This is a genomic window from Promicromonospora alba (assembly GCF_042654905.1).
In the GTDB taxonomy this organism is placed as follows: Bacteria; Actinomycetota; Actinomycetes; order Actinomycetales; family Cellulomonadaceae; genus Promicromonospora; species Promicromonospora alba.
Genome location: NZ_JBHSFI010000003.1, coordinates 893,084 through 915,420, shown reverse-complemented (window position 1 = coordinate 915,420; position 22,337 = coordinate 893,084). Strand labels below are relative to the sequence as shown.

Sequence of the window (22,337 nt, the reverse complement as noted above, 5' to 3'; positions counted from 1 at the left end):
GTCCCCACCCGGACGAGCACGCGAAGATGGACGGCGTGAGACTCCCGATGCCAACCGATTCTCCGGCGCGCGCCAGAGCCTCGACTCCGGCTGCGGCGCTGCGCCGTCATCCGGTGCGCCTCCTGGCGACGTCGTGGCCCTGGCGATCGCTTGCCTACGTCGCGACGACCCCGGCCATCGCCGTGATGTGGGTGCTGACGTGCTGGCCACTTTTGGCACTGGCGGGGGTGCCTCTCGGTCATGCCGAACGGTGGCGCCTGCGCTGGGTGGACCGCGGGCGTGTGCCGAGTCCCCACCGGCACGAAGCCTGGTCCGGGCTGCCCGCCTGGATACGGTTGCGGATCAAGGAACGCGCGACCTGGACCGAGCTGCTGCACGGCGTGCTCATGGTCCCGATGTCGTTGCTCGGCCTGGCCGTCGTCTGGGTCGTCTTGGTCATGCCCGCCATGATCATCGCCAGCAGCGGCGCGCTGTTCGTGATCTTCGCGCTCGGCATCGATCCCACCGCCGTCACCGCGCTGTCGGACCTGCCGACGTCGACCATCAGCGATGATCCCCTCACCCATGTCGGATTCGGCGCGCTGGGACTGCTGATCCTGGCTTTCGGCCTGTATCTCGTCACGCTCGTTGCCGAGGGCCAGCGATACCTGACGCGCCTGCTCGTCAGCGAACCGACCACCGAGATCGCGGAGCAGCTGAAGGACCTCACCCGCTCTCGCGCGCGGCTGACGACCGCTTTCGACGACGAGCGACGACGAATCGAACGGGACCTGCACGACGGCGCCCAGCAACAGCTGACCGCGCTCATCATGACCCTCGGCACCCTGCGCTATCAGTACGACCGCGGAGACGACGTCACGCCGCTCATCGAGCAGGCGCACGCCGATGCGCGACGGTCGATCGAGGAGCTCCGAGACATCGTGCACGGGATCTATCCCGCGGCACTGAGGGAGCACGACCTCGCCGACGCTCTAGAGGACCTCGCGGCACGTGCTGAGACTGCCGGGCTGAAAGCGACGGCGGACATCGACCTTCCGGCCGATCTTCCCGTAGACGTCGAGGTCGGCCTGTACTTTGCGGTGAGCGAGCTGTTCACCAATGTCGCGAGGCACGCGCGGGCCGAGACGGTCCGGCTGTCGGCGCGGCAGACAACGGAGGGCACCGTTCTCGTCACCGTGCACGACGACGGGCGCGGCGGCGCCCGCCTCGACGGCACCGGCCTCGTCGGCATCGTCGACCGCATCGAGACCCTGGGAGGGAACGTGACCATAGACAGCCCTGCCGGCGGCCCCACCCGCGTCACCCTGGAGGTCTCGTGCGCATCGTCATAGCGGAAGATGCGGTCCTCCTCAGGGAGGGACTGGCCAGGCTCCTCGCGACCGCGGGCCACGAGGTCGTCGCTGCGGTGGCTGACGGTCGGGCTCTCCTCGAAGCGGTGGACGCGCACTGCCCCGACCTCACGATCATTGACGTGCGCATGCCGCCGACCCACACCGACGAGGGTATTCAGGCAGCGCGAGCGCTGCGGGTCGTGAACCCTTCCGAACGCATTCTCGTACTGTCACAGATCGTCTCCGGCCGGGCGGCAGCGGACCTGTTCACCACGGATGCAGGCGGGATCGGGTACCTGCTCAAGGACCGAGTCGGCGACGTCGCCGACTTCCTCCGCACTCTCGACACCATCGTCGCCGGTGGTGAGGTGATCGACCCCCTCGTCGTCCGCCAGCTCCTTCGGCGTCGGTCCGGCCTCGAGGAGCTGACGCCGCGCGAGACGGAGGTGCTTGCCCTCATGGCCGAAGGCAGGACGAACTCCGCGATCGCCGTCGCGCTGGTCATCACCGAAGCGGCCGTCGCCAAGCACATCAACCGTATCTTCGCCAAGCTGGAGCTCAGTGCAGACGACACCACGCACAAGCGAGTACAGGCAGTTCTCACCTATCTCCGGCAGTAGCCCGTGCTTCCAAGACCTGACAGTTCTGGTCAGGGGACAGCCCGGCCACTGTCACGTACCGAGCAGATGGCGCAGCGCCGGTTCGAGGGTCGGATGCCGGAACCGGTGGCCCCGCCCGAGCAGGGCCGCCGGGTACAGCCGCTGGCTGGCCTCGGCGAGCTCGGTCGCGCCGTCCTCGCCCAGCAGCAGGCGCGGACCGAAGCCGGGTACGGGCAGGAGCACGGGCCGGTGCAGCACCCTGGCCAGGGTCTTCGCGTACTCGGCGTTGCGTACCGGCTCGGGTGCGACGGCGTTGACCGGGCCGGACAGCCCGGCGTCGTAGAGCGCGCGGTGGTAGACGTCCACCAGGTCGTCGATGCCGATCCAGGACTGCCACATCCGGCCGTCGCCGAGCCTGCCGCCCAGCCCCGCCGCGAACAGCGGGTGGAACAGGCGCAGCGTCCCGCCGCGCGGTGACTGCACCAGGCCGGTCCGGACGTTCACCACCCGCAGCCCGGCCGCGGCGGCGCCGGCGGTCGCCTGCTCCCAGTCGGCGACGAGGCCGGCGAGGAAGCCGTCGCCTCGCGCGGCGGACTCGTCGAGCATCTCGTCCCCGCGGTCCGGGCCGTAGTACCCGATCGCCGAGGCCGAGACGAAGACCTTCGGTCCGTCCGGGGTACGTCCGGCCAGCTCGGCGAGCGCCCTGGTCGGCCCGATCCGGGAGTCGCGGACGGCGGCGCGGTGTGCCGGCGTGAACCGGCCGGCGATCGAGGCACCCGCGAGGTGGATCACCGCGTCCACGCCGTCGAGCAGGTCGTCCGCGGGGGAAGCGGGGTTCCAGTGACGTTCGTCGGGGCCGTGCGGCCGGCCGCGGACCAGCCGGATCACGCGGTGGCCGGCGGTGGTCAGGAACGGCACCAGGGCGCTGCCGACGAACCCGCTGCTGCCGGTCATCGCGACGACCATCGGCCGGTCGCCGCTGTTCCGCGCGGTGGCCTGGGCCGCCAGGTCCATGCGGAGCTGGCGGTGCCGGTACGCGAACATGGCGCGCAGCAGCGCGGGCGGCACGTTGGTGTGCACGGTGTCGGTGATGCGGGTGCGCAGGCCCTCGTCGCGGAGCTCGTGCACGTGCCGCCACCGCACGCCCCAGCGCAGCGGCGCGGAGACCAGCTCGTCGACGAACCGTTCCGGTGGCTCGTAGCCCGAGTGCCTGGCCACCCAGCGCAGCCCGAGGGGGAGGCCCAGCACCGCCTCGCCGTCGGCCAGGGACGTCGCCTCCCGGACCACCCGCAGGGGTACCCACGGCGGCGTGAGCCGCCGGACCGCGCCGGGTCGTTCGTGCCAGGCGAAGACCTCGGCGCGCGGGTAGGCGACCACGCTCGACCAGGTCAGCGGCTTGACCGGTGTCATGGCAGCCCTCCGTTCCGTAGGACGTGCACGATGAGGATCATGGTCACGGCGGCGCCCACCGCATAGTTGACCCAGAGGAAGTGCCGCCATCCGCCGTTCGCCCGGGCGGAGTCCTCGTCGCGCAGCCGCGCGTAGGGCAGAGCCAGGGTGAGGTAGGGGAGCGCGAGGAGGCCGGCGAGCGCGCCGGGCCAGCCCGTCGTGGCGACCAGGAGGCCGGCGGCGGTCCAGGCCCCCAGGGCGAGGCGCACCGTGCGGGCGGCGCCGAGGGCGGTGGCGACCGAGGAGATGCGCCCCTCGCGGTCGGGCACGATGTCCTGCACCGCACCGAAGGCGTGGCTCGCCATGCCCCACAGGAGGAAGGCGCCGAGCACTGCGTACGTCCCGGCCGTGGGGGAGGCCTGGGCCAGCGTGAGCCCGTAGACCGCCGGGCTGACGAAGTGGACGCTGGAGGTCAGCGAGTCGAGCACCGGCACCTCCTTGAAGCGGAAGGGCGGCGCGGAGTAGGCGACGAGCGCGAACAGGCTGACCGCGAGCGCCACCCACGACAGCGGTGGGCCGAGCACGACGAGCGCCACGACGAACGGGACGCAGGCGATCACGGAAGCGACGAGGATCGTGCGGTGGCGTGCGGGCGGGAGCAGGGCACCTTCTACGCCGCCCTTGCGGGGGTTGGTCAGGTCGGACGCGTAGTCGAAGACGTCGTTGACGCCGTAGAGCGCGAGGTTGTACGGCACGAGGAAGAACAGCGTCCCGATGACGAGCGAGGCGTCGATCTCTCCCGTGGTCAGCAGGTAGGCCGCCGCGAACGGGTAGGCGGTGTTGATCCAGCTCAGCGGCCGTGAGGCGCGGGCGAGGTCAGCGATCATCGCGGCCTCCGAACTTGTGTCCGAACCTGTCCCCGAACAGGGACCACAGCGCCGGCAGCAGGATGACGGCGGCCAGGGGGTAGGAGAAGTCCTCGACGGGTGCCAGGCCGATCCGGGCCCCGGAGATCTGCGCGTCGGCGTAGGTGAACAGCCCGCTCGCGATCATGACGTTGTCGAACACGGCGGTCAGGAGCAGGAGGGCGCCGGCGGCGAGCGCGAGGGCCCGCCATCCGGCGACGGGCCTGCCGGTCCGCCGGGCCACGCGCCGGGCGACGAGGGCGACGGCCGTGGCGAACGCGAGGAAGGCGAGCGCGAGCAGGAGGTAGGTCATCGCCGGGCCTCCGCGCGGTCCAGGACGCGCTGCGCACCCAGGACGAGCACCATCGTGAGCTCGCACAGGAAGAGCAGGAACACCAGCTCCTCCAGCGGCAGCTCGGGGGCGAGCATGAGCCCCGTCATGTACTGGCCGGTGCCGTGGAAGAACACGCCGAGCCCGATGCCCGCGAGGTCCCACGCGAGGAAGAACGCGGTGCCGACCACGAGGACGGCGGCGGCCCGCCCCGGGGACCGCCAGCAGAAGAGCCGGTAGCGGGCGTCCAGGATCAGCACCCCGGCCGCCGAGAACAGCAGCACGGCGAGGTAGGCGAGGCTCATCAGTCCTCCCGCAGGGGGCCGGCGCTGGTGTCGCCGCGGAGCCGTTTGAGCACCAGCTCCGCGCTGATGAGGCACATGGGCAGGCCGATACCGGGGATGGTCGTCGCACCGGCGTACAGAAGGCCGTCGACGCGGGAGGACACGTTCTTGCCGCGGAGCATGGCGCTCTGCCGCAGCGTGTGGCCGGGGCCGAGGGCGCCGCCGCGCCAGGCGCCGAAGTCGCGTTCGAAGTCGGCGGGTCCGATGGTGCGCCGTACCACCACGCGCTCGGCGAGGTCGGGTGTGCCGGTCCACCGCGCGATCTGGGCGATCGCCTGGTCGGCCACGCGCTCCACCTCCGGGTCCCCGGCGCCGTCGATACCGCCGGCACCCATCGTGGTGTCGGCGGGCACGGGGACCAGGACGAACAGGTTCTCGTGCCCGGGCGGGGCGACGTCGTCGGTGGCGCTCGGGCGGCAGACGTAGAGCGACGTCGGCGACGGGACGGACCGGTGATCACCGAAGATCGCGTCGAACCCCTGCTGCCAGTCCTGGGCGAACAGCAGCGAGTGGTGGGCGAGCGCCGGGAGCTCGCCGCGTACCCCGAGGAGCGCCAGCACGGCGCCCGGACCGGGGTCCCGCCGTCGCCACCAGCGGTCGCTGTGGCTGCGGTGCGCGGGGCCGAGCAGCTCGTGCTCCGTCACGCGCAGGTCGGCGGTCGACACCACGACGTCGGCCTCCAGGTGGTGGGTGCGGCCGGTGCCGTCGTCCACCTCGACGCCGCTGACGGCGCCGTCGGCCACCGTGATCCGTTGCACGCGCTGCCCGGTGAGCAGCTTGGCGCCCGCGCGCTGGGCCACGCGGGCGACGGCGTCGATCACCGCGCCGAACCCGCCGCGCGGGTAGAGCACGCCCTGGGTCACGTCGAGGTGGCTCATGAGGTGGTACATGCTGGGCGCTGCGCTGGGCGACGTGCCGAGGAACACGGCTGGATAGCCGAGGATGCGGCGTACCCGGTCGTCAGTGGTGTGGCGCGCGATGAAGTGGTCCAGCGGTTCGCCGAGCAGGCGCGCCAGGCGTGGTGCCTGGCGCACGAGGTCGGGGTCGACCAGCGGCCCGAGCGAGGCGAACGTCGCGTACAGGAACCGTTCGGTGGCGATCCGGTAGGTCTCGGCCGCCGAGTCCAGGTAGGCGTCCAGCTTCGGGGCGGACGGCGGGTCGAGCGCGAGCAGCGCCTCGCGGGCGCCGTCGGCGGGCAGGTCGAACGGCTCGGGGTCGCCCTCGAAGAAGACGCGGTAGGACGGGTCGAGCCGCACCAGGTCCAGCTCCTCGCGGGCGCTCGTGCCGAGCAGCCGGAAGAAGTGGTCGAACACCTCCGGCATCAGGTACCAGGAGGGTCCGGTGTCGAACCGGAAGCCGTCGCGCTGCCACCGTCCGGCCCGGCCGCCGAGCTCCGGCCTGGCCTCCAACAGCGTGACCTCCGCGCCGTCCCGTGCGAGCAGGGCAGCGGTCGCCAGCCCCGAGATGCCGCCGCCCACGACGACGGCCCGCCGGTCCCGGAGGTCGCCGGTCATGCCCGCCCTCCCGCATGCGTGGTGGCGAGGACGGTGGCGACGATGCGCAGCCTGACGGCCGTCGGCACGGACACCCGGTGCCCGCGCAGCCTGGCGGCGGGGATGTGCCGCAGCCGGTCGTTGAGCTCGGCGAAGAGGCCTGCGGCGAGCGCCGTGGCCCGGCGCGGCCCGGCGGGCAGCAGCGGGATGACGGCGCGTGCGGCGGCCAGGTCGGCGTCGATGTCCTTGACGATCACTGCCTTGTGCTCGTCGTCCAGGTGGTCCGGGCCGGTGCCCGGGAAGTAGGAGCGGCCCAGGCGGTCCTCGTCGTCGCCGAGGTCGCGCAGGAAGTTGATCTTCTGGAACGCCGCGCCGAGCCGGCGGGCGCCCTCCTCGAGCTTGCCGCGTGTCGCGGGCAGGACGGGGTAGCCGTGCAGGAAGGCGCACAGGCACATGAGTCCGACGACCTCGGCGGAGCCGTGCACGTAGGTGCGGAACTCGCCGACGCTGAGCGTGGCCATCGGGTCCAGGTCGCGGCGCATGGAGGCGAAGAAGGGACGCACGAGCGATTCGTCGATGCCGACGGTCCGTGCGGTGCTGGCGAAGGCGTGGACCACTATGTTCGCGCTGAACCCGCTCCGCAGGGCCGCGTACGTCTCGTTCTCGAGTCCGTCGAGAGTGCTGCGGCACTCGGCGGGCGCGAGGCCTGCCTCGTGCGCCGGGCCGTCCACTATCTCGTCGGCCACCCGCACCAGCGCGTAGATGTCCTCGATCATCGCGCGGGTGGCGGGCGGCAGCAGCCGGGTGGCCAGGCTGAACGACGTCGAGTAGGCGCCGAGCACGCGGGCCGCGGCGGTGTGGGCGGTGTCGGAGTAGAGCGCGAGGGACGACGACGGGTTCATGCCGCACGCCCCGCGAGCTGGTCGGCGAGGCCGGTGAGGTCCTGCTGGAGGCCGGGGGGCAGCGTCGTCCGGCCGATGGTGGCGACGACCTCTTGACGCCTGGCCTCGATGAGGTCCGACATCCCCGTGCGGGCGCCACTGGCGATCAGGGCGTCCCGGAGCAGGTCCGCGCCGGGCTCGTCCAGGTTCGGGTCGCCCCACAGGTACCGCACCGCGTTCCAGGCGGGGTGCTCCTCGGCGAACGCGACGAGCAGGGTCTGCTTGCGTTCACGCAGGTCGCCGGTGGTGCTCTTGCCCGTGCGGCGGGCGTCACCGAAGACGCCGAGCATGTCGTCCCGGAGCTGGTAGAGCACGCCGAGCGCCGTCCCGACCCGTTCGAGCTCGGCCTTGGTGCCTTCGTCCGCCCCGGCCAGCGCGGCACCCGCGCGCAGCGGTGCGGCGAACGAGTAGCCGCCGGTCTTGTTCTCCATCATCCGCAGCAGCTGCTCGGGGGTGCCGGAGGCGGTGCCCAGGCCGAACGCGACGTCGTCGTGCTCCCCCGCGGCCGCGCGGAACAGGCAGTCCTCGACGATGTCGGTCAGCTCCTCGCGTGCGGGCCCGCGGACCCGTGCGACGAGGGCGTACGTGGCGCTGAGCAGCAGGTCGCCGCCGAGGATTCCCGACGCCTGCCCCCAGGCCGCCGCGGATCGCCTCGGCAGTCCGCTGGTCAGCGCGTCGTCGGCGAACTCGGCGGTGACGGTGGGGCGGCCGCGCCGCCTGAGGTCGCCGTCGATGACGTCGTCGTGCAGCAGCAGGGCGGTGTGGAGCAGCTCGAACGCGGCGGCGGCGACCGTCGCGTCCTCTGGGTGGGTGCCGCCGAGGGCCCGGTGGGTGTCGAGCAGCAGCCGGGGACGCAGACGCTTGCCGCCCTCGCTGGAGCGCGCCAGCCGCCGCCACAGGAGCGCGTAGTGCTCCGCGAGCGGGGTGGCGCGCCTGATCCGGTCCTCGAAGAACTCGGCCAGGACGGTGTCGACCGCCTCGCGGGGGAGGGTCTCGGTCATCGCGGCGCTCCTTCGGTGCGGGCCGTCTCGGTACCCGACGGCGCGTAGAGCTCCATGTCCCGTGCCTGGCCCACGAACCACGGGGAGAACGCCCAGGGCGTCGCCCGCAGGGCGCTGCCCAGCAGGCCGGGGTCCACCCAGCGCAGGTCCATCACCTCGTCCGGGTTCGGCTCCGGCTCCTCGTCGGCGAACGCGACGTAGACGGGGCACACCTCGTTCTCCACGACTCCCGAGGCGTCGGTCGCCCGGTAGCGGAAGTCGGGCAGCACGGGCCGGAGCTCGCGCAATGCCAGCCCGAGCTCGTCCCGGGCGCGGCGGACGACGGCGTCCTCCATCGGCTCGTCCGGCTGCGGATGACCGCAGACGGAGTTGGTCCACACCCCTGGCCAGGCGCGCTTGCCGAGGGACCGCCGGGTGACCAGTACCTGGCCCTCGACGTTCAGCACGTGGCACGAGAACGCCAGGTGCAGCGGGGTGTCCGCGGTGTGCACGAGGTGCTTGAGCTGGGTCCCGACCGGCACGCGGTCCTCGTCCAGCAGGACGACTCTCTCTGGCGGCACGTGCCCTCCTCGGTGATTTAACTAGCCAGGCTACATTCAAGCACAGGAAGTAATAAGCCAAGAAGTCCTGTCAGCTCTTCCCGGCCTGCGCCTCCGCCTCGAGGAACTCCTCCGGAGGGTCGAACTGAGCCAGGATGAGTTCGGCGCCGAACGGGTCTTGGATGGTCGCCCCTTTCGACCATTCGCTGTCCTCCGTCTCCAGCACCCTCGCGCCCGCGCGCTCCGCCTCTGCCGTGGACCCGTCCCGGTCAGCGACGGCGAACACGACGGACCACCGTGCGGGCCCGTCGGCCGGCACAACTCCGGCGACGGCGTCGGCGAAGCCGGGTGGCAAGTGCTCCTGACGCTCATGGATGCCGGGGTCGACGGTGCGGGCCAGGTGGTCGCCGTACCCGGGGACGCGCGCCATGCCGACGGCGAGGTCGTCGCTCCGTACCCACCCGAGCAGCGGACCGTAGAACTGGAGCGCTCGGTCGACGTCAGGGGTGAGCAGGTTGCTGAAGTTCCAGGTGCCCGGCGCGTTGACCACCTGTGCGCCGAGCCGGGTACCCGCCTGCCACAGGCGGCTGGGCGCACCCTGCGCGTCGATGATCCGGGCCATCCATCCCGCCGGCTGGTCGGGCGGCCCCACGGCCTCCGGCGCCGAGCTCACGCCGCCGCCCAGCCCGGCGACCGAGGCCGCGGCGACAGCGACGTCGTCGACGGCGAGGTAGGTGTTCCAGGCGGCCTCGCCGACGAAGCCCTTGTCCGGTGTGGCGATCGCGGCGATCGCCGTCGCGTCGGTGCCGTCCCGGGACGCGACGACATAGCGCCCCGGTGCACCAGGTGGCAGCTTCTCCTCGAAGCGCCAGCCGAACAGGTGGCCGTAGAAGGCGAGCGCCGCGTCGACGTCCGGCACCTCCAGGTCGATCCAGCAGGGCACCCCGTGCGGATAGGTGTGAGCGGTGTGCGCGTCGTCCATGACGTCCTCCAGATCGGTTGCTTGTACCGATGCTGCCCCGGACCACTGACACTCGCCCCAGGGAAACCGTCAGTTATCCCCAGGGGACGCGATTGCCTCCTCCAGCCGGTCGACGAACGTGGCCTGCGCGCTGACCGCAAGGCGTCGTGCGTCGTCGGGCGAGAGCCAGGCGACGCGGTCGATCTCGGGGACCTCGATACGCCGCCCCGACCGCGGAGGCCACTCGATCTCCACGGTGTTGCTGGCGATCTGCGCGAGGTCGGGTCCGTCCGTCGGCCACTCGCGCGCCCAGGCGAGGACCTTCTTGCCCGAGCGCTGCCGGACCTCCCCGAGCTCGATATCGGGGGCCGACGGCGGCGGTAGGGCTATTCCCAGCTCCTCGCTCGCCTCGCGCAGCGCTGCGGCGTGGGGTTCCTCGTCGGGGTCGAGCTCGCCCTTGAGCAGGGTCCAGGCGCCCGCGTCCTTGCGTGCCCAGAACGGTCCGCCCATGTGGCCGAGCAGGACCTCGAGCCCGCCGCCGGGCAGTCGTCGGTAGGGCAGGAGGCCCGCACTCGTCGTCGGCATGGGTCCAGTCTTGCCGACGGGAGACGACGAGGCCCTGGATCCCCGGGGAGAAGGGGATCCAAGGCCTCGTCCGGGCTCTGCCGAACCCTCTTATCGCACGTGGCCCGCGATCGGCAGGGAGAGCGCCGCAGCACCCTCGGAGACGATGCGCGCCATCTGGTTGGCACCGTTCTCCTGGAAGTGCGTGTTGTCGGCGACCCCGTCAGGGAAGGCCGGGTACTGGCCCGGGCTCGTGTGGAGGAACACGCCCTTGGCGGCCTCCGGACCGATCGAGTTGAGGTACGCCCGCGAGCGCGCCGACAGGTCGATCATCGCGACGCCGGTCTCGCTGACCAGCTCGTGCACCTTGTTGACGTAGTCGGGGAACGAGACCCGGAACTGGCCGTTCGCGTCGTAGTCGCGCCGCGAGACCGGGGTGAGCAGGACGGGTGTGGCACCGCGTGCGGTAGCACCGGCCATGTAGTTGTCGCGCAGGTACCGCTTGTAGTCGGTGGGCGACGTGTACCGCTCGGGGTTGCCGGAGCTGGCGTCGTTGTGCCCGAACTGGACGAACAGGTAGTCGCCCGGCTGGATGGCGGCCAGGATCGTGTCCAGGCGCCCCTGCTCGATGAACGAGCGCGACGAGCGCCCGCCGATGGCGTGGTTGGCCACCGTCGTGTTCGTGTCGAAGTAGTTCGCGAGCTTCTGGCCCCAGCCCATCTGCGGCCGGAGCGAGGTGCTGTAGGTCTGGGCGGTCGAGTCCGAGGCGATGTAGATCGTCGGCGTCCCGTCGCCCGTCGCGGCCACCGGGAGGGGGCGCCACTGCTGGTTGGTGCCGCCGTTGTTGTCGTACTGCGAGATGCGGGTCCCCGGGGTGGTGGACCGTTCCCACAGATCGAGGGCCTTGCCGGAGTTGCGGTTGACGAAGCGCAGGTAGGTGCCGTCGTCGATGATCTGCCAGTGCTGGTTCGTGGTGCCGCTGTCGCTCCACTGGACGATGTCGGCGCCGTTCGCGGTGCTCTTGGCGTAGACGTCGATCAGCAGGTTCGAGTGGCGGGCCTGGATCTTGTAGTAGCCGCCACCGGCGTCGACGAACCGGAACTGCTGGTTGGTCGCGTTGGTGCGGGTGCCCTGCACGAGCTTCGCGCCGTTCGCCGTCGACGCGCCTTCGATCTGGAAGACCAGGCCGGAGAGGCGGGACTGCAGGACGTACCAGGCGCCGGGCGTGAACGCGGCATACGCCGGGGTGGCGGTGAGGAGGCCGCCGGCGGCCGCGGCGGCTCCGGCCGCGAGACCGAACAGCGACCGGCGGGTGAGTCCGGCCCCGAGCGGGCCGGGGGTTTCGGGATTGCGCATCTGTGCTCCAGGTGGATGGGTGGTGGGCCTCGGCGTCGTCGCGGAGGCCCACCAGGAGGAATTGCGCTCGGGCTAGATGTACTGGTCGATGATCGGGATCAGCCGGTTGGCGATCTTCCGGTGCCCGGCATCGGTCGGGTGGACGTTGTCGCTGGTGTCGGTCGCCGGGTCGACCCAACCGGTCGTGTCGACGAAGTGGACCCGGGTGTCCCCGGCATCGACGCGGGTCTGGACCGCATTGCGCGTCTCGGTCACGTACCGGCCCCTGAAGACGCCCATCGCGAAGATGTGGGCGTTCGGATAGGCCTGCCGGACGCGCTGCAGCAGCACCACGTAGTTCTGGTTGAACTCGACGGTGGAGACGCTGTGCCCGCCGTCGTTGGTGCCCAGGTTGATCACGACGGCGGTGGCCTGGTACGTCGAGAAGTTCCAGTCGTCGCTGGTCGCCCCGATGTGTGAGCGGCGGAACCCGTTCACCATCCCGTAGCAGCCGTCCGCTGCGGCGACCAGGCAGACGCCGCCGTTGGCGACCTGGCTGTGCCCGGCGTTGAGGTCCTCGCCGACCAGATAGGGATAGGCGGTGAAGGGCCGGTTGCCGTTGGGCTGGCCGACGGTGATCGAGTCGCCGACGAACTCGATGAAGTTCGCCGGGCGTGCGATCGACGTCGTCGCGCCGCCCGAGGCGAGGATGAAGCCGCCGAACGTCGGGTCGCCGGTGTACGACCCGGCGCGCTCGCGGAATCCGATGCGGACGGTGTGCGTGCCACCGCTGAGGCCGGACGCGATGGTCAGGTTGCCCGTCACGTTGCGGTGCCACTGCTCGGGTGCGCCGTCGACCGAGTAGTACACGTCGATCGTGTTGCGCAGCCGGACGCCGATCGAGGAGCCGGTGAACGCCGCCTCGACGTAGCCGCCGGCCCAGCCCATGGTGCGCCAGGAGCCGTCGGTCCTCCAGCGGCCGTAGTACTGGAGGTTCGAGTCGGTGACGGAGCCGTTGCCGGCCTGAGCGGCGCCGATCGGGTTCAGCCGCCAGCGCTGCACGGCGCTGCCGCTACGGGTGTACTGGGAGACGCGGCTGCCGGAGGTGGTAGCCCCCTCCCAGTTGTCGAGGGCCTTGCCGGAGTTGCGGTTGACGATCTCGTAGGAGCCGTCGGACTGCTCGAGGACCTGCCACTGCTGGTTGGTGCCGCCGTTGCTCGGGTACTGGATGATGTCGGCGCCGTTCGCGGTGCTCTTCGCGTTGACGTCGAGCACCTGGCCGCTGTGCCGGGCCTCGATGCGGTAGTACCCGCCTCCCGCGTCGATGAAGCGGAACTGCTGGTTGGTCGCGTCGTTGCGGGTCTGCAGCTGTGCCACGGCCCCGTTCGTCGTCGAGCTGCCCGTGATGCCGACCGCGAGCCCGGAAAACTGGTTGGAGATGGCGTACCAGTTGCCTGGGATGACGGCCGCAGTGGCCGTGGGTGCAAGTCCGGGCAGGACCGTCACGACGAGGACCGCGCCGAGGGCGGCGGCGATCCATCGCAGAGGGTTCCTGCGCCGGTAGGAAGAAGAGGGCAAGGCATGCTCCTTCGGTTGGGATGGCTCGCTCGCCGGATCGGAGCGGCGTCGCCCCCCGGCCTTGAGCCCTGCAGAAAAGTTGGTCGCCTCGTTGCTGACCAGTGGAGATCGGCTCAACCTGAATCGATACAATGTCCGGTTTAAGATAGCGCGCGCAGGACCCAGGTCAAGACCCCGGGTGAAACTAATCGATTTGCATGCGGATATTGGTGCAGCGGCGGGCGCGGTGTACTACTGGTCGCCGACCCTCAGCGCAGCACGATCTCGCCCTGATCGGTGGCGATCCCCATGGCCGCAAGGCGCGGCTCGCCGCCAACCATGCGCAGCTGCACATCGACGTCGCCCACCCACTGCCGCACACCGGACTCGTCGCCACCGACCTCCAGGTACGTCACCCGGCCGGGCGCACACTCATGGGCTGCCTCGGCGTACGTCCGACGCCATCCCTCGACGCGACCCGGGCGAGCGACGTCGTACTCGATGAAGAACGGCAGATCCTGCTCTACCTCGCCGAGCAGGCGCCACCGACCGGTGTCGCCGCCGCCGCTCATCGGCTCGATCCCCAGGCTTGCGGCGCGGGCGCCGATGTCATCTGGCTCGATCGCCCAGGTGAACAGGCGGTCTCCGGCCGCGGTCGCAGCCGCCAGGCGCGCCGCGGCGTCACTGGCGCCGGCATCCGTCGCGGTCACGAGTTCCAGGTAGAGCGGAGGCTCGAGAGGCACAACGGCATTGATGACCCCCGGAGCCGGCGATCCGCCGGGCACTGCTCCCAGACCTAGCTCGCGACGGAGCCGGCTTACCGTGGCTTCGAGATCGCGTGCTCCTAGAAGGACATGGTCGAGGAGGTTCATCGTGCCGACGGTAGTTGGTCGGTCCTGCACGCTTCAATGAAAGAGCCCGGCTCGAATCCCCTGTACGGCGCGGAATGTCGTGTCCCCTGCTCTCGCCGGTCGGTACCGTCCACGCATGGCCTCGCCTCTGCTCCTGGTCCCGTCCGACCCCCTCGCCCCGCGGGCGCCCGACGAGCACTTCGCGCGCGAGGCTGACGCCGCACGGCTGGCGGGCATGGAGGTCGCGGTGGTGGACCACGACGCGATCCTCGCCGGAGACGTCCGGGCGGCAGTACGCCGGGTTCCGGCGTCCGACGGCGAACAGGCCGCCTGGTACCGAGGTTGGATGATTCCGTTCGCCGCGTACGCACGGCTCGACGCCGAGCTAGGTACCCGCGGAGTCCGGATGGTCACCGACTCCACCGCGTACCGGTCCGCGCACGAGCTGCCCGGCTGGTACGGCACATTCGCGGACCTGACTCCCGCGAGCGTCTGGTCGCCATGGGAGGCGGGCAGGATGCCGACGAGCGCGGACGTCGGAGCGCTGACCGGAACACTGGGCGGCGGTCCGGGCGTCGTGAAGGACTACGTGAAGTCCCGCAAGCACGAATGGCACGAGGCGTGCTTCGTGCCTGATCTTGCCGACGTCACGACCACCACCCGCGTGATCCGACGGATGATCGAGCTGCAGGGAGATGACCTGGCCGGCGGGATCGTCGCGCGTGCCTTCGAGCAGTTCACGCAAGACGCCGACGGGCACACCCTGGAAGCGCGGATCTGGTGGGTCAGGGGATCGGCGGTGCTGATCGCTCCGCACCCTGACACGCCCGCCGGCACCACTGTCGATGTTCCGACGGCGGTGTGCGATGCCGTCGGCGCGAGCGTACGTGCGCTGGGCGCCCCGTTCGTCACCACAGACCTCGCACTACGGTCCGACGGGGTGTGGCGCGTGATCGAGGTCGGTGACGGACAGGTGAGCGATCTCCCCGCCGCAGAGGACCCGGGGCGGCTCATGCGAGCGCTCGCCGCGGGTTACTGACGGCACGCCACGGTGCTCCTGCATCTGACACCACGCGGGGGCCAGGCCGCCCCCCAGCGATGCCTCGTTCAGTTGAGTGCGGCGCGCAGCCGCTCCGCATAAGCGCGGCGGCGGTCGACGGGCAGCCAGTCGGGCTGCGGGAGGGTGCCGTAGAGATCGTCGCCGGGGTAGCGAGGAAAGAGGTGCTGATGAAAGTGCCAGACATCCTGGTTGCCGGCGGGCTCGTTGTGCTGGCGGGTGGAGACGCCTTCGCACTCGTAGACGCGGCGCATCACCCGGGCGAGCATCTGGGTGGCGTCGAAGATTGCATGACCGTCGGCAGCCGGGAGGTCGTACAGGTTCTCGTGATGGGCGACGGGGATGACCAGCAGGTGGCCTGCGTTCCGCGGCCACCAGCGAGGAGCGATGATCGCGAAGACCCGCTCGTCTCGGTAGACCACCTCGGCCTCCCGCTCGGTCGGGAAGTCGCAGAACGGGCAGTCGTAGTCGACAGGTTCGTGGTTGTGCACGAGGCGCCTACGATTCGATGGTCGACGGCCATTCGACGAGACCGTCGAGGACCGGCGGCCGGTAGCCGGGGCCCTTGAGCACCTTGCCGTCGGCTCGGCGCAGGACCTGGCCGTCGGCATCGACCTTGCTCATGTTGGACCGGTGGACCTCGACGAAGACGGCCGGGAGGTCGATGCCCAGTGCGTTCGCGGCGCCGTAGGTGACGTAGAGGACGTCGGCCAGTTCCTTGGCCACTTCCCGGTACGCGGTGGCCGGGTCATCTCCGTCTCGCAGCGCCTTCGCGAGGTCGGTGAGTGCCTCGACAGCTTCGCCGGCCTCTTCGGCCAGCAACGTCCGTCGGTGTTCCGCTACCTCGGGGCGTTGGGTGCTGGCCTCACCGTCGAATGCCTCGAGGAACTCGGCGACACGGCGCATCGGCTCATGGTCCATGGCCTGAGCCTAGGCGCGGGCGCGTCGTCGCTGCCCCGACGCGGGTCAGGAGATGCCGCGGAAGAACGCGCGGATGTCCTCAGCGAGCAGCTTCGGCTCCTCCATCGCCGGGAAGTGGCCGCCCTCTGTGAAGTCGCTCCAGTGGCTCATCGCGTTCCACGGGTCGATCGCGCGGCGCACGAGGGGGTGGGTGTCGAACACGGCCCACCCGGACGGCACGTCGGCGGCCATGGCCCAGGTGAGTCCCGCGTGCTCGCCCTCGTAGTAGAACTGCGCGCTCGACGCCCCGGCACGCGTGAACCAGTACAGGCTGACGTTCGTGAGGAGCTGGTCACGGTCGACCGAATCGTCCGGCGTCCGATACCCGCCGCTGGTCCTGGTCCTGAACTTCTCGGCGATCCACGCGAGCTGTCCCACGGGCGAGTCGGTGAGCGCCGCGCCGATCGTGTCGGGACGGTGGTTCTGCATCTCGAGGTACCCGCGGTCGGCCGCAATCTCGGCGCGCGCTACCTCGACCTGGGCGATCTCGTCGTCCGACAGGCCCTCGGGGTAGGGGAACTTGTCGCCGACGAACCCGAGCAGCCGGCCGTCGGCGCCGACATGCGTGCCGATGACACGCTCCGGGTAGACGGCAGCGAGCCGGCCGGTGACGCCTGAGCCGATGTCGGTGCCGTGGGCCGCGAACCGCTCGTAGCCGAGCCGCGTCATGATCTCGGCGTACGCCTCGGCGGTGCGCGCCAGCTCCCAGCCGGTCCCCGACAGCGGCGTCGAGAAGCCGAAGCCCGGCAGCGACGGGATGACCACGTGGAACTCGTCCGTCAGCAGCGGGATGAGGCGCTGGTACTCGATGAACGAGCCGGGCCAGCCGTGGTTCAGGATCAGCGGGGTGGCCTCCGGGTTCCCCGATCGCACGTGGACGACGTGGAACGTCTGCCCGTCGATGAGCGTCGTGAATTGCTCGTACTCGTTGAGCTTCGCCTCCTGCGCGCGCCAGTCGAACCCGTCGCGCCAGTACTCGGCGAGCTCGGTCAGGTAGGCCTGGGGGATGCCGCGGCTGAAGTCGGTGCGATCGTCTCGACCCGGCACGGGGAGCGGCCAGCGAGTGTGTGCCAGCCGGTTGCGCAGGTCGTCGACGTCGGCCTGCGGGACGTCGATGCGGAACGGTGTGAGTGCGTTGTTCTCGTTCATGCCCCCGACGATCCAAGGCAATGCGGCAGGTTAGCTTCCGCGATTGCTGAAATGATCGGGAACATGTTGGAGACCTCGGCCCGCCTGCTCGAGCTCTTGTCGTTGCTCCAGCTCAAGCGCGACTGGACGAGCTCCGAGCTAGCCGCCCGGCTCGACGTGAGCACGAGGACGGTGCGCGCCGACATCGGCAAGCTGCGGTCGCTCGGCTATCCCGTGGACGCGCGCCCCGGCGTCGCGGGCGGGTACCGGCTGGTCGCCGGGACGGCGATGCCCCCGCTGCTGCTCGACGACGACGAGGCGGTCGCCGTAGCGGTGGGGCTCGGCGCGGTCGCGACCCGGGGGATCGGCGTCGAGGAGACGTCGCTCACCGCGCTCGCGAAGCTGGAGCAGGTGCTGCCCTCGCGCCTGCGCCGGCGCGTCGAGGCGGTACGTGAGGCGACGAGCGCCGTGCCGGGAGCCGAACCGCCGCTCGATCTCCCGGTGCTCGGCGGGGTCGCCGCCGCGATCCGCGGCCATGAACGGCTCCGGTTCGGGTACACGAAGCCTGGGGGCAGCGAAGCGGCGCGCCACACCGAACCGCAGCGGCTGGTGAGCTGGGGGCCGCTCTGGTACCTGCTCGCCTGGGATCTCGACCGTGACGACTGGCGGGTCTTCCGGGTCGACCGCATGGCTCTCCACGCACCGACGGGTGCGCGGTTCGCGCCGCGCGTGATCCCGGAGGACAAGGTTGTCGAGTACGTCGTCGGACGCGTCAGCAAGGGGTCCTGGAAGTACCGTGCCCGGATCCTCGTGCACGCTTCCGCCGCCGAGGTCGCCGCGAAGATACAGATCCCGGTCGACATCGAGGCGGTCGACGAGTCCACGTGCCGTGTCGTGCTGGGCGCCGACGACGCAGACCAGCTCGCGCTGTGGATCGCACAGCTCGACGTCGACATCGAGGTGATCGAGGGAGACGGGCTCGCAGCGGCGTTCGATCGCCTCTCGACGAGGTTCCGCCGGGTCAGTGCCGCTCCGTCAGGTGGAAGCTGAACCGCGCCACCTCCCGCGCCCACACCCGGTGGCTGCCCACCTCAGCGGGGACGCCCGCGGTGACCGCTTGCTCCGTGACGTCGCGCATCCGCCGCCAGGCCGCGCACGCGGCGCACCGGTCGTGGTCCAAGGCCGCATGCCTGCCGCTCAGGGTCTCGATCACCGCGGCGAGGTGCACCGCGTCGGCGTGCTCGTCGAGCTCGCCGAGCAGCTGCGAGGCCTGCTCCGGCGCGCCCACGAGCAGGGCCAGCAGGAGGGCGGCGGGCCGCAGGTCGTCGTCGGGCCCCGTCGCGTACCGGACCAGCTGGTACAGCGTGAGCAGCTTCTTCGCCGCCCGCGGCGTGGTCACTGCCTCGCAGACCAGAGCAAGGAGCCCCGCCTCCTGGGCGCTCAGGGTGCTCGACGCTGGACGCTCGGCCAGGGCACCGTCGTCGCCCGGGTCGAGGGCCAGGTCAACCGGTAGGAGTCCCTGGTCGGCGGCGGTCCGCAGGAGGTAGCGGCCGCTGACCGGGGGCACGAGGCGGGGGAGCGCGTAGGGCACCTGGAAGAGGGTGTCGAGGTGGTCGAGCGCCCCGGCTGCGCGGCCCTCCAGGTGGGTGGCTGCCGCGGCATCCTGTTCGAGGGCGTGCCGCAGGGTCCGCGGGTCGGCGGCGACCACGATGACGAACAGGCTCGTCGACAGCAGCAGCGTGACGGCCTGCAGCACGTCGACGACCCGCTCGGGCGGGCACCGGTCGAGGTCGTCGACGTGGAGCACGATCCGCTCGACCCGGCCGTCGGCGTCGGTGTCGCCCGGACGCCGCAGGTACTCCTCGGCCTGGGCGAGCTGGTCGGCGAAGGTCCCGAGGTCGTCCCGCAGGTTCCCGACGAACCCGTGGGCGCGCTCCAGGCGGCCCTGGTGGTCGTCGCCGTGCAGGAGGGTGGACAGGCCGTCGATGGCGTCGTCGGCGTCGAGCTCGGCGAGGCGCGTCTCCGCCTTGGCCCGCTCCTGGTCGAAGGTCATGAGGACGAGCTGCGACAGAGTGCCGATCACGCCGGTGCGCGCAGGGTCCAGCTCGGCCACCCGGCTGCGGTAGCCGGCGACGAGCGCCGTCAGCGCCGCCACGACGCCCGAGGAGGCGAGCAGCCCGCTGACCCAGGTGCCCGACTCGGCGAGCCAGGCTGCGACATCGGGCGCGACAACGGGGAGGAGCGCCAGTCCGGCGGCGACCAGTCCGGCGAGCACGAGCACGACGACGAGCGGCAGAGCCTGGCGCCATCCGCTGCGCAGCAGCGCCCACGGCAGCAGGAGGAGCACCCGGGCCTTGTGCAGGGCAGCGACGAAGGAGCTCGCGTCCTTGGCGGTCCCGATCTCGCGACCGAGCCGGGCAGCTCGCGCACGCATGCGCTCGGCCCGGTTCGTCGTCGCGGTGCGCTGCCTGGCCCGCCGCTTGGCATCGAGCGGCCCGCGACGGCGTCCCCTCACGTCCTCGCCGGGCAGCGCGGCGACGACCTTCGCGACGATCCCGACCAGTACGGAGCTCTCACCGTGCGCCCAGGCGTTCCACCGGACGACCCGCACCGACGCCACGGCCTCCGGGTCGCCCGAGGCGGCCCGTGCCTCGATCTGCATCTGGAGGCGCCGCAGGAACGCGGACTTGCCGCCGCCCCACTCGCCCAGGACGGCCACGGCGTACGACGGCGGTGCCGTGCGTGACGTGAGGAGGTGCGCCAGGGCCTCGACGTGGGGCCGTAACCCGAGGTCGTCGCGCACGGCGGTCGAGGTCAATCTTCCTGAGCTGGACATTAGGGACGCACGCTAGCGCATCGGCTGGGCGCCTCGCCGGGCCGGGTCATCAGGGTCGGCGGCGAAAACGACGAGGCCCTGAATCCCCACATCAAGAAGGGATTCAGGGCCTCGTTTCGGCTCCCGCGGTTGGACTTGAACCAACGACCGTCCGATTAACAGTCGGATGCTCTGCCAGCTGAGCTACGCGGGAATGCGTCCGCCCCAGTCCCGTGCACCGGGAGGGCGACCGGTGAAAACTCTAACAGGTTCTGGCGGGTAGTCCTGTCGTGTTTTCGGAGGGCTCGGTCACAGGTCGGCGACCCGTCCGCACCGGCGCCTGGACCCACCCCATCGACATGCCGGACAACACGCCGTTCCGGGGCGAGATCGGGGGCCTGCCATGTCGTTCGCCGCCGTCTTGTGCCACCATCTTCGGGTGCGGGCAGCAGACACCCAGAGGGTGACCGATCCTCCGCCCGAGGACACCTGGGTAGTCGGCCTGGACCTCGGCGGAACAGGTTCGCGCGCCGCCGCGAGCCCAGGGCCCGGCCGACCGCATATCCGCGTCGAAGGCCCGCCGCTCCATGTCGTGGACGGGCGCTCCGACGCCCCCGACGTCGTCCGCGGGCTCTGCCAGGACCTGATGCGCGAGCTCGACGCCGCACAGGCCGGCGCCGGAACGCCGCGGATCGCGGCGGCTGCCGTCGGGCTCCGCGGGATGATGGCCATGGACCGGGCTGGTCGCCTCGATCCCTACGCCCTCCACGACGTTCTGGCCGACAGCCTGGGCACCGAACGGACCGCCGTGTCGACCGACGCCGTGACGGCGCACCTGGGCGCCCTCGGCGGGCGTGGCGGCGCCGTGCTCGTGGTGGGCACGGGTGCGGTCGGCGTCGCCGTCGACGAGTACGCGCGCTGGTACCTCGCGGACGGGCTGGGATACCTGGTCGGGGACCAGGGCAGCGGCGGATGGATCGGCCGCGAGGGGCTCGCTGCCGCGAACAAGGCTCGCGACGGCCGCGAGGACGGCGCCTCGCAGGTCCTGCTCCGGGCCTCCGAGCGGCACTTCGGCCGTCAGCGGCACGGGATCACTCTCGACAGCACTCCGGACGCGCTCAGCCTGCTGGCCGGGTTCGCCAGAAGCGTGCTGGCCGCGGCACGGGCCGGCGACCCCACGAGCGTCGCCATCCGCGCGGCGGCCGCGAGAGGGCTGGCGGACACCCTGCGCGCGGCGCTCAGCCACCCGGGGGTCGAGCCCCGGGTCGCGACGACGGGCAAGCTGATAACCAAGGTCCCGGAGCTGCGGGCCCTGGTCATGTCGCACCTGACCGACGTCCGCCCCGACGTCGAGATAGTCGACGCCGCGGGGGAGCCCCTGGACGGTGCCCTCGTGCTGGCCAGGCGGCTCCTCGAGACCCCGGAGGGCGTGCCGTCCAACCGGCCGTTCCTGTCGGTCCGGATGGGGACGCCCGACCTCGCCGCAGAGCCGTTCGAGACCGCTACCGTCGCCAGGGCGCCCCGGCGGCGCAAGAAGCTGCCCGACGGCGACCCGGTCACCCTGCGCGCGGGTTCAGGCAGGTAGTCCCGCCGCGCTGCGCACCCGGGCCTCGGCCGCGTCGATCGCGCCGGCCGTGCCCGGATCGGCCAGGTCGACGTCGCCTCCGCCGATCACCTGGGAGAACAGCTCGCCGTCCGCCCGACGTCGGACCGCCACACGAGCGGAACGCCCGCCCGGCAGCTTGACCGGCTCCGCGAGGACCACCGACCACTGCACCCGCTCACGCAGCACCTGGGGCAGCACGGAGCGCCGGTCGTCGAGGGGGAGCGGCGTCGGCTCGTCGCCGTCGACCCAGTGCACCTGGATGACGTTGGACTCCGTGTCGTAGGTCGCCCGGTCGACGTCGGACCACTCGCGCTGCACGACGACGGACGGCGCGCCCCGCGACTCGGCGTCGCCCTGGCCGGTTGCCACCTCGGGCGCGGAGATCATCAGCAGCTCGGCGCGCGTCGCGAAAGCCCACGCCTCACCGGTGGACGTGACCAGCGCCGCCTGCGCCAGCACAGGGCCGGTGCGGTGCGAGCGGACGGTACGGCGAACGGCCTGCTGCGGGCCGTGCCCGAACCATGATCGGAACCCCATGCCTCCACCGTAGTACCGCAGACCGGGCGCACGAACGACGTTGATCCCGCGGCGCCCGGCTCCGTCCCGCCCGGCCCATAGTTCACCCGCTGG

The 22,337-nt window shown here is 71.4% G+C and carries 23 protein-coding genes and 1 tRNA gene; 5 read left to right on the top strand and 19 right to left on the bottom strand.

Translation table 11 applies throughout. The annotated features are described in order from the left end of the window. Positions 1 to 35: 35 nt before the first annotated feature. Positions 36 to 1,331 carry a sensor histidine kinase gene (locus ACFO6V_RS09360; RefSeq protein WP_377134522.1) on the top strand — a complete coding sequence of 432 codons (1,296 nt, stop codon included), beginning with the start codon at positions 36 to 38 and terminating at the stop codon, positions 1,329 to 1,331. After that, complete coding sequence (locus ACFO6V_RS09355; RefSeq protein WP_377134520.1) at positions 1,316 to 1,951, top strand: response regulator transcription factor; 636 nt, start codon at positions 1,316 to 1,318, stop codon at positions 1,949 to 1,951. The genes ACFO6V_RS09360 and ACFO6V_RS09355 overlap by 16 nt, the downstream gene beginning before the upstream one ends. 51 nt (positions 1,952 to 2,002) lie before the next feature. On the opposite strand, the gene ACFO6V_RS09350 is transcribed toward ACFO6V_RS09355, so the two are convergent. The 13 genes from ACFO6V_RS09350 to ACFO6V_RS09290 all read right to left on the bottom strand — a co-directional run bounded on the left by ACFO6V_RS09350 (position 2,003) and on the right by ACFO6V_RS09290 (position 14,162). Then, complete coding sequence (locus ACFO6V_RS09350; RefSeq protein WP_377134518.1) at positions 2,003 to 3,340, bottom strand: TIGR01777 family oxidoreductase; 1,338 nt, start codon at positions 3,338 to 3,340, stop codon at positions 2,003 to 2,005. Then, positions 3,337 to 4,206: a prenyltransferase gene (locus ACFO6V_RS09345; protein WP_377134516.1), complete on the bottom strand. Its 870-nt coding sequence runs from the start codon at positions 4,204 to 4,206 to the stop codon at positions 3,337 to 3,339. The genes ACFO6V_RS09350 and ACFO6V_RS09345 overlap by 4 nt, the downstream gene beginning before the upstream one ends. Continuing rightward, positions 4,196 to 4,537, bottom strand: coding sequence for a lycopene cyclase domain-containing protein (locus ACFO6V_RS09340; RefSeq protein ID WP_377134514.1), 342 nt, complete (start codon positions 4,535 to 4,537; stop codon positions 4,196 to 4,198). The genes ACFO6V_RS09345 and ACFO6V_RS09340 overlap by 11 nt, the downstream gene beginning before the upstream one ends. Beyond that, positions 4,534 to 4,860 carry a lycopene cyclase domain-containing protein gene (locus ACFO6V_RS09335; protein ID WP_377134512.1) on the bottom strand — a complete coding sequence of 109 codons (327 nt, stop codon included), beginning with the start codon at positions 4,858 to 4,860 and terminating at the stop codon, positions 4,534 to 4,536. Before ACFO6V_RS09335 ends, ACFO6V_RS09340 begins: the two co-directional genes overlap by 4 nt. Further along, positions 4,860 to 6,413, bottom strand: a complete 1,554-nt coding sequence (gene crtI, locus ACFO6V_RS09330; RefSeq protein ID WP_377134510.1) for a phytoene desaturase family protein — start codon at positions 6,411 to 6,413, stop codon at positions 4,860 to 4,862. The genes ACFO6V_RS09335 and crtI overlap by 1 nt, the downstream gene beginning before the upstream one ends. Next, positions 6,410 to 7,294 (bottom strand): phytoene/squalene synthase family protein, encoded by an 885-nt coding sequence (locus ACFO6V_RS09325; protein ID WP_377134508.1) that lies wholly within the window; start codon positions 7,292 to 7,294, stop codon positions 6,410 to 6,412. Before ACFO6V_RS09325 ends, crtI begins: the two co-directional genes overlap by 4 nt. Then, positions 7,291 to 8,334 (bottom strand): polyprenyl synthetase family protein, encoded by a 1,044-nt coding sequence (locus ACFO6V_RS09320; protein WP_377134506.1) that lies wholly within the window; start codon positions 8,332 to 8,334, stop codon positions 7,291 to 7,293. The genes ACFO6V_RS09325 and ACFO6V_RS09320 overlap by 4 nt, the downstream gene beginning before the upstream one ends. Continuing rightward, entirely contained in the window at positions 8,331 to 8,894 is a 564-nt protein-coding gene (idi, locus tag ACFO6V_RS09315; protein WP_377134504.1) for an isopentenyl-diphosphate Delta-isomerase, read from the bottom strand. Before idi ends, ACFO6V_RS09320 begins: the two co-directional genes overlap by 4 nt. A gap of 70 nt (positions 8,895 to 8,964) precedes the next feature. Then, a complete protein-coding gene (locus tag ACFO6V_RS09310) occupies positions 8,965 to 9,855 on the bottom strand; it encodes a VOC family protein (RefSeq protein WP_377134502.1) in 891 nt (296 codons plus the stop codon). A 69-nt stretch (positions 9,856 to 9,924) separates the two neighbouring features. Further along, positions 9,925 to 10,419 carry an NUDIX hydrolase gene (locus ACFO6V_RS09305; RefSeq protein WP_377134500.1) on the bottom strand — a complete coding sequence of 165 codons (495 nt, stop codon included), beginning with the start codon at positions 10,417 to 10,419 and terminating at the stop codon, positions 9,925 to 9,927. A 90-nt stretch (positions 10,420 to 10,509) separates the two neighbouring features. After that, the gene (locus tag ACFO6V_RS09300) at positions 10,510 to 11,754 is read right to left on the bottom strand and encodes an RICIN domain-containing protein (RefSeq protein ID WP_377134498.1); all 1,245 of its coding nucleotides are present in this window, start codon (positions 11,752 to 11,754) and stop codon (positions 10,510 to 10,512) included. A 72-nt stretch (positions 11,755 to 11,826) separates the two neighbouring features. Then, positions 11,827 to 13,311 carry an RICIN domain-containing protein gene (locus tag ACFO6V_RS09295; RefSeq protein ID WP_377134496.1) on the bottom strand — a complete coding sequence of 495 codons (1,485 nt, stop codon included), beginning with the start codon at positions 13,309 to 13,311 and terminating at the stop codon, positions 11,827 to 11,829. A 248-nt stretch (positions 13,312 to 13,559) separates the two neighbouring features. Continuing rightward, entirely contained in the window at positions 13,560 to 14,162 is a 603-nt protein-coding gene (locus tag ACFO6V_RS09290; protein WP_377134494.1) for a VOC family protein, read from the bottom strand. 115 nt (positions 14,163 to 14,277) lie between these two features. Here ACFO6V_RS09290 and ACFO6V_RS09285 point away from each other — a divergent pair, with 115 nt between their 5' ends. Next, positions 14,278 to 15,180: an ATP-grasp domain-containing protein gene (locus ACFO6V_RS09285; protein WP_377134491.1), complete on the top strand. Its 903-nt coding sequence runs from the start codon at positions 14,278 to 14,280 to the stop codon at positions 15,178 to 15,180. Positions 15,181 to 15,248: 68 nt separating this feature from the next. On the opposite strand, the gene ACFO6V_RS09280 is transcribed toward ACFO6V_RS09285, so the two are convergent. Genes ACFO6V_RS09280 through ACFO6V_RS09270 form a run of 3 tightly spaced genes read right to left on the bottom strand, consistent with a single transcriptional unit; the run spans position 15,249 to position 17,307 of the window. Then, positions 15,249 to 15,689, bottom strand: a complete 441-nt coding sequence (locus tag ACFO6V_RS09280) for an HIT family protein (RefSeq protein ID WP_377134489.1) — start codon at positions 15,687 to 15,689, stop codon at positions 15,249 to 15,251. Between the two features lie 7 nt (positions 15,690 to 15,696). After that, entirely contained in the window at positions 15,697 to 16,104 is a 408-nt protein-coding gene (locus ACFO6V_RS09275; RefSeq protein WP_377134487.1) for a pyrophosphohydrolase domain-containing protein, read from the bottom strand. A gap of 60 nt (positions 16,105 to 16,164) precedes the next feature. After that, positions 16,165 to 17,307 (bottom strand): epoxide hydrolase family protein, encoded by a 1,143-nt coding sequence (locus ACFO6V_RS09270; protein ID WP_377134485.1) that lies wholly within the window; start codon positions 17,305 to 17,307, stop codon positions 16,165 to 16,167. A gap of 63 nt (positions 17,308 to 17,370) precedes the next feature. Here ACFO6V_RS09270 and ACFO6V_RS09265 point away from each other — a divergent pair, with 63 nt between their 5' ends. Continuing rightward, complete coding sequence (locus ACFO6V_RS09265; RefSeq protein WP_377134483.1) at positions 17,371 to 18,336, top strand: helix-turn-helix transcriptional regulator; 966 nt, start codon at positions 17,371 to 17,373, stop codon at positions 18,334 to 18,336. Here ACFO6V_RS09265 and ACFO6V_RS09260 read toward each other — a convergent pair. Further along, positions 18,308 to 20,104, bottom strand: coding sequence for a P-loop NTPase fold protein (locus ACFO6V_RS09260; RefSeq protein ID WP_377134481.1), 1,797 nt, complete (start codon positions 20,102 to 20,104; stop codon positions 18,308 to 18,310). The genes ACFO6V_RS09265 and ACFO6V_RS09260 overlap by 29 nt on opposite strands. Before the next feature lie 138 nt (positions 20,105 to 20,242). After that, positions 20,243 to 20,315 (bottom strand) — tRNA-Asn (locus tag ACFO6V_RS09255). Between the two features lie 249 nt (positions 20,316 to 20,564). Here ACFO6V_RS09255 and ACFO6V_RS09250 point away from each other — a divergent pair. Then, positions 20,565 to 21,686, top strand: a complete 1,122-nt coding sequence (locus ACFO6V_RS09250; RefSeq protein ID WP_377134479.1) for an N-acetylglucosamine kinase — start codon at positions 20,565 to 20,567, stop codon at positions 21,684 to 21,686. On the opposite strand, the gene ACFO6V_RS09245 is transcribed toward ACFO6V_RS09250, so the two are convergent. Next, positions 21,675 to 22,244 (bottom strand): hypothetical protein, encoded by a 570-nt coding sequence (locus ACFO6V_RS09245; protein ID WP_377134477.1) that lies wholly within the window; start codon positions 22,242 to 22,244, stop codon positions 21,675 to 21,677. The genes ACFO6V_RS09250 and ACFO6V_RS09245 overlap by 12 nt on opposite strands. Between the last annotated feature and the right edge of the window lie 93 nt (positions 22,245 to 22,337).